This window comes from Rheinheimera sp., from assembly GCF_037442345.1.
Taxonomy (GTDB): Bacteria; Pseudomonadota; Gammaproteobacteria; order Enterobacterales; family Alteromonadaceae; genus Pararheinheimera.
On record NZ_JBBIQL010000046.1, the window covers coordinates 1 to 8,080 of the forward strand.

Sequence of the window (8,080 nt, forward strand, 5' to 3'; positions counted from 1 at the left end):
GTGTACGCCGGAGAACTCTAATCAGGAATGCACCGATTTTAAGGGATGTTTACAGCGTTGTCTGGGTTTTCGCGTTCCCGTGGTTCGGGCTTTCGGCTAACACGTCGCGGCACTCGCGGCCTGCGGCCGCAGCGACGCTCACCAAGGTTCGCGCGCGTGCGCTCAACGTTATGCCATACATGGAGAAAGTCTTAGTGCTCGACGATAATTTGTTCACATCATATTTTCACAGTGACAACATTCCAGTATGGCCATGCCCTAAATGTGGAGTTCAATCGCTATCGTGTGAAAAAGATCAATTCAAAAAACAATATAAAGAACCAATAGACACCAATCATCCGAATTTTGACCCTGATTGGATTGAATACGTTTTTACGATGCATCTGAAGTGCTCAAATTCCTCATGTGGCTGCCGAGTAGTTTGTGTTGGAACTGGTGATGTATCTCAAGAATATCTAAATGATGGCTCTGGAGATTGGGATTGGTTTGATAACTTTCAGATAAAATATTTTGAACCATCGCTCAGAATATTTATTCCGCCAAAAGATACACCGGAATGTGTTGAAAGGGCCCTCGATGCCTCGTTCTCAACGTTCTTTTCTTTACCAAGCCTGAGCCTAAGCGCTTTGCGCTCTGCACTGGAAGTCCTCCTTGGTGAAATGGAGGTGGCGTCAGTCGATGGAAATGGAAAGTTTTTATCCCTTGCAAATCGCATTAATTTGCTTCCGGAAGAAAGTAGAAAAATCATAGATCCGGCTAATGCAATACGATGGCTAGGAAACGACGGTACACATGGGGGGGCGTTCGGGTTCGGAGAAGTGATGTGCTTGATGGTTATAGGATTTTTGAACACATACTTATAGAGTTATATCCAGAGAAGAGAGCGTCAATTGATGCTTTGGTAGCCCGTATAAACGAGGCTAAAGGTTTGGGGCGCTAGGCATAACAAAGCCAGGCATAGCGACGTCTTTTTCGTTGCGGCTTCGCCTTCACTACAAAGCCGCGTGTGCTGGCGGCGTTATGCAATGGGATGGCAGTAAACCACAGGCTTCGCAGCTCTGCACGGATAAAACTAGGCTCTGCCTTTTCCACTGGCGCTATGTCAGCTATAGCATGGTTTAGCCCACTACAACTCAGCGCGGCTAAAGCTGCGGCAACCCGCCTAGTTATGCAATCAGGCGGGTTGCCGCACCAACGGGGTTAAGAGGCGGTTGCTTCTGCTTCTCGGGCTTTCAGGTTGGCGGCCAGGTAAAGCAGGCCTAAGCAAATGCTGCCAAGCACTAAAAAGCCACTGGTCACCGGGACTAAGCTGCCGTTGTATTGCTGGCCTATATAAGTGCCGAGAGTCAGCGACAGTAAAGACGATGTTGCGCCTATCACGGCGGACGCTATACCCGCCACATGGCCCATAGGCTCCATCGCCATCGCATTCACGTTGCCAAACACCAGGCCAAAGCAGAAAAATAAGCCAGAGGCGTACAGCAAAAACATCCACAGCTCAATCTGCACTGCACCGTGCAGCGCTAAAAAGGCCGCTGACAACACCAGAATGGCCAGCACGGCGCGGCGGCACAGCAGCTCCATACCAAAACGTTGCACAAATTTGGCGTTTACCAACGAAGCGCCACCAAATACCAGCGCCAATAAGCCAAAGTACAAAGTAAAGGCTTCTCCGGTGCCAAACTGCTGCTGGAAAATTTGTTGGGACGAATTCAGGTAGCCAATAAAGCTGCCAAAAAACAACCCCATACAGAGGGTGTAGCAGACGGTTGGGCCATTGCTTACCACTTCAGCAAAACCTGCTTTAAAACCAGCCACTGTCATAGGAATACGGTTGGCTTTGGGCAGGGTTTCGTCCAGCCGCCAGTGGATCCAGCCGCCAATCAGCAGGGCATAGCCCAAATACATCAGGAAAATGGCGCGCCAGTCGGCAATGTACAAAATGCCCTGGCCTAAACTGGGCGCAATGGCTGGCACCAGAATAAAAATCAGCATCACCAGCGACATCACCCGCGCCATTTCATTACCGGCGTATTTGTCGCGCACTATCGAAATGGCTGACACATAAGGGCCAGACACGCCCAGGCCCTGAATAATGCGGCCCAGCAACAAGCCTTCAATACTTTGCGCGAAATAACAGAGCACAGTGCCGGCCAGAAACAGCGCTATACCGCCGTACAGCACTGGCTTGCGGCCTGTCGCGTCCGACAGCGGGCCACAAATCAGCTGGCCGGCCGCCATGCCTAAAAACAGGCTGCTGATAAGTAGCTGCGCCTGGTTTGGGTGGCTCATCGGCACTTCGGCGCGAATAAAATCCAGCGCAGGCAACAAGGCATCAATGGAAATAGCGACCACCGACATCAGCAAAGCCACCAGCACGGTAAATTCAAGGCTGGAAATTTTCGACGCAGGGGCATGGGTGGAGTAATCGGACATCTGATACGGATCCTAAACCAACGAAGGCGGCAGTATAACGGTTTTTTATGACAGATCCGTCAGTTGTTGTTGCAGGTGATCCAGCAGCAGCCGCACTTTTAACGGCAGGTGACGGGTCAGCGGGTACAGCGCCCAAATACCGTCGTCGGTCGGCTGGTAGTCGGGCAATAAGGACAACAGCTGGCCTGAATCCAGGTAAGGTTTCAGGTAATAATCCGGCAGTTGGGTGATCCCCAAGCCTTTTAAGCAGGCGTCGGTTAAGGCCACCCCACTGTTGCACTTTAAATAGGGCGTGGGTCGTATCTGCAGTTTCTGGCGGTGCTGCTCAAAACGCCAGATGTCCAACGAACCGACCAGGCATTGGTGCTGCTGCAGCTCGTTCAGGTTTTTTGGGGTGCCGTGCTGCTGCAGGTAAGCCGGGCTTGCCGCCAGAAATAAACGCCGGCTGCCCAGCTTTCTCGCCTGCAGGCTGGAGTCGGTCAGTTGGCCCAGCCGGATAGCGGCGTCAAAACCGCCTTTGACTAAATCCAGTTGGTCATTGGTCAGCACCAAGTCCAGCTGCAGTTTGGGGTAGCGTAATAAAAACTCGTGTAACAAAGGCGCAATAACGGTTTCGCCGTAATAAACCGGCGCCGTCAGCCGCACCGGGCCGCTGGGCTCGTGCTGCAGGCTTTGCAGTAACTGGTTGGCCTGCTGCAGGCCAAATACCAGCGGGCGGCATTGCTGGTAATACAGCTGGCCATTGTCGGTCAGCCGCACCTGGCGGGTGGTGCGTTGCACCAGTTTGATCGTCAGCCGTTGCTCCAGTTGGTCTATGGTACGGCTGACTTGCGCCACTGAAATACCTAAACTGCGGGCCGCGGCAGAAAAACTGCCTTGTTCGGCCACAGCGACAAATTCGCTGACGCCCTGCCACTCTTTCATTTATGCAAAACTCATTTGTATTTTTGCCGGATTATCATTGAATTGGAAAAAATTACAATAGAGCTATAGTTGAAGTCGCTTTTACAGAAGGAACAGACCATGCAACCCATTAAAACCCGCGCAGCTGTGGCCTGGGGCCCAGGTCAGCCATTAAAAATTGAAGAAGTGGATTTAATGCCTCCGCAAAAAGGCGAAGTGCTGGTGCGTATTATTGCCACAGGTGTTTGCCATACCGACGCGTACACTTTGTCTGGTCAGGATTCTGAAGGCAAATTCCCCTGCATTTTAGGCCATGAAGGTGGGGGTATTGTCGAAGCTGTGGGCGAAGGGGTTACCAGCGTCGCAGTGGGTGACCACGTCATTCCGCTCTACACCCCGGAATGTGGCAAATGCAAGTTCTGTTTATCGGGCAAAACCAACCTGTGTCAGGCCATTCGTGCCACCCAGGGCCAGGGCCTGATGCCAGACGGCACCACCCGGTTTTCCAAAGACGGCCAGCCGATTTACCACTACATGGGCACCTCCACCTTCTCTGAGTACACTGTACTGCCAGAGATTTCTTTGGCCAAAATCAACAAAGCGGCGCCGCTGGAAAAAGTGTGTTTATTGGGCTGTGGTGTCACCACTGGCATGGGCGCCGTGATGAACACCGCCAAAGTGAAAGCAGGCGACACGGTGGCTGTGTTTGGTTTAGGCGGTATTGGTTTGTCGGCCATTATTGGTGCCGTGATGGCCAAAGCCAGCCGGATTATTGCCATTGATATCAACGAGTCGAAGTTTGATATTGCCCGTCAGCTGGGTGCGACCGACGTGATCAACCCGAAAAACTACGACAAGCCCATTCAGGACGTGATTGTCGAAATGACCGACGGTGGCGTGGATTTCTCCTTTGAATGTATTGGTAACGTCAATGTGATGCGTTCGGCCTTAGAGTGTTGCCATAAAGGCTGGGGGGAGTCGGTGATTATTGGGGTGGCGCCAGCTGGTGCAGAAATCTCCACCCGTCCGTTTCAGCTGGTGACGGGCCGCGTATGGCGTGGCACGGCTTTTGGTGGCGTCAAAGGCCGCTCTGAACTGCCGGATTATGTCGAGCGTTATTTAAAGGGGGAGTTTGAACTGGACACCTTTATTACGCACACTATGCCGTTGGAGCAAATTAACGACGCCTTTGATTTAATGCATGAAGGCAAATCCATCCGTACTGTCATTCATTTCTGACAGTCGGAGCTCTGGGCTCCAGCCTGACTGGAGCCTTTAGAACAGGTAATACAGCTGGCATCAGGCCGGCTGTCTGCATTTCAGGGAGAATTTTATGCCGTTAATTCAAGTGGCTGAACATAAGTTATTTGGTGGCCTGCAACGCCGCTATGAACACCATTCCAACAGTCTGAACTCTGTGATGCAGTTTTCAGTGTATTTGCCGCCACAGGCAGCGAAGGGCAAAGTGCCGGTGCTGTATTGGTTGTCGGGGTTAACCTGTACCGACGAAAATTTCTCCGTCAAAGCCGGGGCCCAGCGTGTCGCGGCCGAGCTTGGGCTGATGCTGGTGATGCCGGACACCAGCCCACGTGGCGAACTGGTGGCCGACGACCCGGCTTACGATTTAGGGCAAGGCGCAGGTTTTTATCTCAATGCGACAGAAACCCCCTGGGCGGCGCATTACCGGATGTACGACTACATCAGCCAGGAATTACCGGCGCTGGTGAATGCGCATCTGTCGGCCAATGGCCGCCAGGCAATTTCCGGCCATTCGATGGGGGGCCACGGCGCTTTGGTAATCGCTTTGCGTGAAGGTGGCTTCAGTTCAGTGTCGGCTTTTTCGCCGATTTGCCAGCCCAGTGAATGTGCCTGGGGCCAAAAAGCTTTTGCCGCCTACCTGGGGAATGATAAAGCGCAGTGGCTGCAGTACGACGCCGCCTATCTGCTGGCCAAAACCCAGACCACCTTGCCCATTCTGGTGGACCAGGGCGATGCGGATCAGTTTTACCCGGCGCAGCTGCGCACAGAGGCGTTACTGGACGCCAACCAGCGCAGCCAGAGCGGTGCGCAAATTCGCCTGCAACCGGGCTATGACCATAGCTACTACTTTATCGCCAGCTTTATTGAAGAGCATTTGCGCTTTCATGCCCGCCACCTGGCCGGCTAAAAAGCTCTTGTGTTTGGCCCGGCGGCGCGGCTAAAATGCGCGCGCTCTTGGGGGAGTAATCTGCCTGATGGTTCAGACCAACCACCAGGCGGCACTGTCAACAGACTTATGCCTTATGCATATGGCAGTGACGTCGGGGCGCGGATGCAGCCGCGCCCGATTGATGAGACCTGAGACAACCTTCTGATCCCTGGCGGGCGTCGGACTGTTGTCTTATGTTGAATGTCCCGCCGGTGCAGGTTCACACCCATGATGGATGCTTTTTTCTCGTCGTTTTCCGCGGTCGCTCTGGCCGAAATCGGTGACAAAACCCAACTTTTATCCTTATTTCTCGCGGCACGCTTTCGTTCCCGCACGGCCATTATCGCCGGTATTCTGCTGGCAACTTTGCTCAACCATGCCGCGTCCGCCTGGTTTGGTGCCTGGGTGGCCCAGTTTATTCCAACAGGCTGGCATGGCTGGTTGCTGGGAGCCTCCTTTATTGCGGTGGCGCTCTGGTTATTGGTGCCGGACAAAGACGACAGTGATGAAAATACCGTGCTGAAATACGGTGCTTTTGTTGCCAGTACTGTGCTGTTTTTCCTGGCCGAAATTGGTGATAAAACTCAGATTGCGACTGTCCTGTTGGCTGCCACTTATGATGCCACCAGTTGGGTCATTATTGGCACTACGCTTGGGATGCTGGCCGCCAACGTGCCTGTGGTGTACGCCGGGCGCTGGTTACTGGAAAAAATCTCGCTCGACTGGGCGCGCCGCGCCGCCTGTGCTGTATTTATGCTACTGGGTGTAATGACTATCGCATTTTACAACTAGCGCCGCTTTTACCACTGGCAGCGTGCGGCGCTCTTGCTTATGCTGAACCCAGAACGAAGCAGGAGTTCAGTATGAAACTATGGTTGTTAGTATGTCTTCCCAGCCTGGCGATGGCCGATTGCGGGCTGCAGCAATTAAGCTCACTCACCGGCAACTGGCTGGCGCAACAAGGGCAAAACCAAATTACTGAACGCTGGCTGCGTTTATCGCACCAGAGTATGGAAGGCTGGGGCCAGACCAAAAATGCCGAAGGCAAGCTGAAAGATTCTGAAGAACTGCGTTTACTGCAAATGCAGGGGGAGGTGTTTTATCTGGCCAAGGTAAAACACAACCCTTTGCCTGTGGCCTTTAAATTAACCAGCTGCGAGCAAAACCTTTTTGTATTTGAAAACCAGAGCCATGATTTTCCAAAGAAAATTGAATACCAGCTGCAAGGGCCAAAACAATTAAGGGTGAAGGTCAGCGACGGAATGGAGAAAGGCTTTAGCCTGAACTTTGCACGGCAGTAACAAAAAGCCCCGGAGGCATTAGGCAAGGCCAGCTGATGTGGGTATAATGCGCGGCCATTTTCTGAGCACACAGCAGATACGAGAACTTTATGTTACAGACCACTGAAAAACTTCGTCCTTCAGCCCCGGTTGCCCGGATGCAAGCCGAACGTGGGTTGTTCTCGTACCCCAAGTACTGGGCCGAGTGTTACGGCACAGCACCTTTTTTGCCGATGAGCCGCGCCGAGATGGACAAACTGGGCTGGGACAGCTGTGATGTGATTCTGGTGGTGGGCGATGCGTATGTTGATCACCCCAGCTTTGGTATGGCGGTGGTCGGCCGCATGCTGGAAAGTCAGGGCTTCCGGGTGGGGATCATTGCGCAGCCGGACTGGAACAGCAAAGACGACTTTATGCGTCTGGGCAAACCCAACCTGTTTTTTGGCGTATCGGCCGGCAATATGGACTCCATGATTAACCGCTACACAGCGGATAAAAAGCTGCGCCACGACGATGCCTACACACCGGGTAATGAAGGTGGCAAAAGACCGGACCGCGCTGTGATTGTCTATTCGCAGCGCTGTAAAGAAGCTTACAAAGAAGTGCCGGTGATTATCGGGGGCATTGAAGCCAGTCTGCGCCGTATTGCCCATTACGATTACTGGCAGGAAAAAGTCCGCCGCTCCATTTTATTTGACGCCAAAGCCGAGTTATTAATTTATGGCAATGCGGAGCGCCCTTTGGTTGAAGTGGCGCACCGGCTGGCCGCTGGCGAGCCGGTGGCCGAACTGCAAGGCATTCGCGGCACTGCGGTGATCCGCAAAGAGGCCATGCCGGAATGGCGCGGCGTGGACTCCACCGCCATCGACAAAGTCGGTAAAATTGACCCTATTCCAAACCCTTATGGCGCCGATGATGTCGGCTGTGGCAGCTTTTCTGAGTTTGCCAAACAAGGCATTGATTTAACCCAGCCGCAGCCAGTGGAAGCCAAGCCGGTGATGGTGCAGGCACCCCGGCAAAAGCCCTGGGAGAAAACCTATGTCAAACTGCCGGCTTTTGAGCAGGTCAGTGTGAATAAAGCGCTGTATGCCCATGCGTCACGTATTTTGCACCAGGAAACCAACCCGGGTTGTGCCCGCGCTATTATGCAGCGCCACGGTGACCGCCATTTGTGGATCAACCCACCGGCGTTTCCGCTGACTACGGAAGAGATGGACGGCGTCTTTGGTTTGCCTTATCAGCGGGTGCCGCACCCGGTGTATGGCAAGCCCAA

At 53.3% G+C, this 8,080-nt stretch carries 7 protein-coding genes and 1 pseudogene; 6 read left to right on the forward strand and 2 right to left on the reverse strand.

What is annotated here, in order from left to right; translation table 11 throughout:
• On the forward strand, positions 1–863 hold an 863-nt coding region (locus WKJ04_RS18030; RefSeq protein ID WP_337881682.1), incomplete at its 5' end, for a DUF4145 domain-containing protein.
• 337 nt (positions 864–1,200) lie between these two features.
• Here the strand turns inward: WKJ04_RS18030 and WKJ04_RS18035 are convergent.
• Complete coding sequence (locus WKJ04_RS18035; protein WP_337881683.1) at positions 1,201–2,436, reverse strand: multidrug effflux MFS transporter; 1,236 nt, start codon at positions 2,434–2,436, stop codon at positions 1,201–1,203.
• Between the two features lie 45 nt (positions 2,437–2,481).
• Positions 2,482–3,360, reverse strand: coding sequence for a LysR family transcriptional regulator (locus WKJ04_RS18040; RefSeq protein ID WP_337881684.1), 879 nt, complete (start codon positions 3,358–3,360; stop codon positions 2,482–2,484).
• A 99-nt stretch (positions 3,361–3,459) separates the two neighbouring features.
• On the opposite strand from WKJ04_RS18040, the gene WKJ04_RS18045 reads away from it, so the two are divergent.
• The 5 genes and pseudogenes from WKJ04_RS18045 to WKJ04_RS18065 form a co-directional block, all read left to right on the forward strand.
• The gene (locus tag WKJ04_RS18045) at positions 3,460–4,578 is read left to right on the forward strand and encodes an S-(hydroxymethyl)glutathione dehydrogenase/class III alcohol dehydrogenase (protein ID WP_337881685.1); all 1,119 of its coding nucleotides are present in this window, start codon (positions 3,460–3,462) and stop codon (positions 4,576–4,578) included.
• A 94-nt stretch (positions 4,579–4,672) separates the two neighbouring features.
• Entirely contained in the window at positions 4,673–5,506 is an 834-nt protein-coding gene (fghA, locus tag WKJ04_RS18050; protein ID WP_337881686.1) for an S-formylglutathione hydrolase, read from the forward strand.
• 249 nt (positions 5,507–5,755) lie between these two features.
• Positions 5,756–6,319, forward strand: coding sequence for a TMEM165/GDT1 family protein (locus WKJ04_RS18055; protein ID WP_337881687.1), 564 nt, complete (start codon positions 5,756–5,758; stop codon positions 6,317–6,319).
• Positions 6,320–6,390: 71 nt separating this feature from the next.
• Positions 6,391–6,828, forward strand: coding sequence for a DUF6265 family protein (locus WKJ04_RS18060; RefSeq protein WP_337881688.1), 438 nt, complete (start codon positions 6,391–6,393; stop codon positions 6,826–6,828).
• A gap of 137 nt (positions 6,829–6,965) precedes the next feature.
• A pseudogene (locus tag WKJ04_RS18065) lies at positions 6,966–8,080 on the forward strand (YgiQ family radical SAM protein); the annotation flags it as partial.

Coding starts and splice junctions, on each gene's coding strand:
- WKJ04_RS18035 (WP_337881683.1), bottom strand. CDS start 2,436: ATGTCCGATTACTCCACCCATGCCCCTGCGTCGAAAATTTCCAGCCTT.
- WKJ04_RS18040 (WP_337881684.1), bottom strand. CDS start 3,360: ATGAAAGAGTGGCAGGGCGTCAGCGAATTTGTCGCTGTGGCCGAACAA.
- WKJ04_RS18045 (WP_337881685.1), top strand. CDS start 3,460: ATGCAACCCATTAAAACCCGCGCAGCTGTGGCCTGGGGCCCAGGTCAG.
- fghA (WP_337881686.1), top strand. CDS start 4,673: ATGCCGTTAATTCAAGTGGCTGAACATAAGTTATTTGGTGGCCTGCAA.
- WKJ04_RS18055 (WP_337881687.1), top strand. CDS start 5,756: ATGATGGATGCTTTTTTCTCGTCGTTTTCCGCGGTCGCTCTGGCCGAA.
- WKJ04_RS18060 (WP_337881688.1), top strand. CDS start 6,391: ATGAAACTATGGTTGTTAGTATGTCTTCCCAGCCTGGCGATGGCCGAT.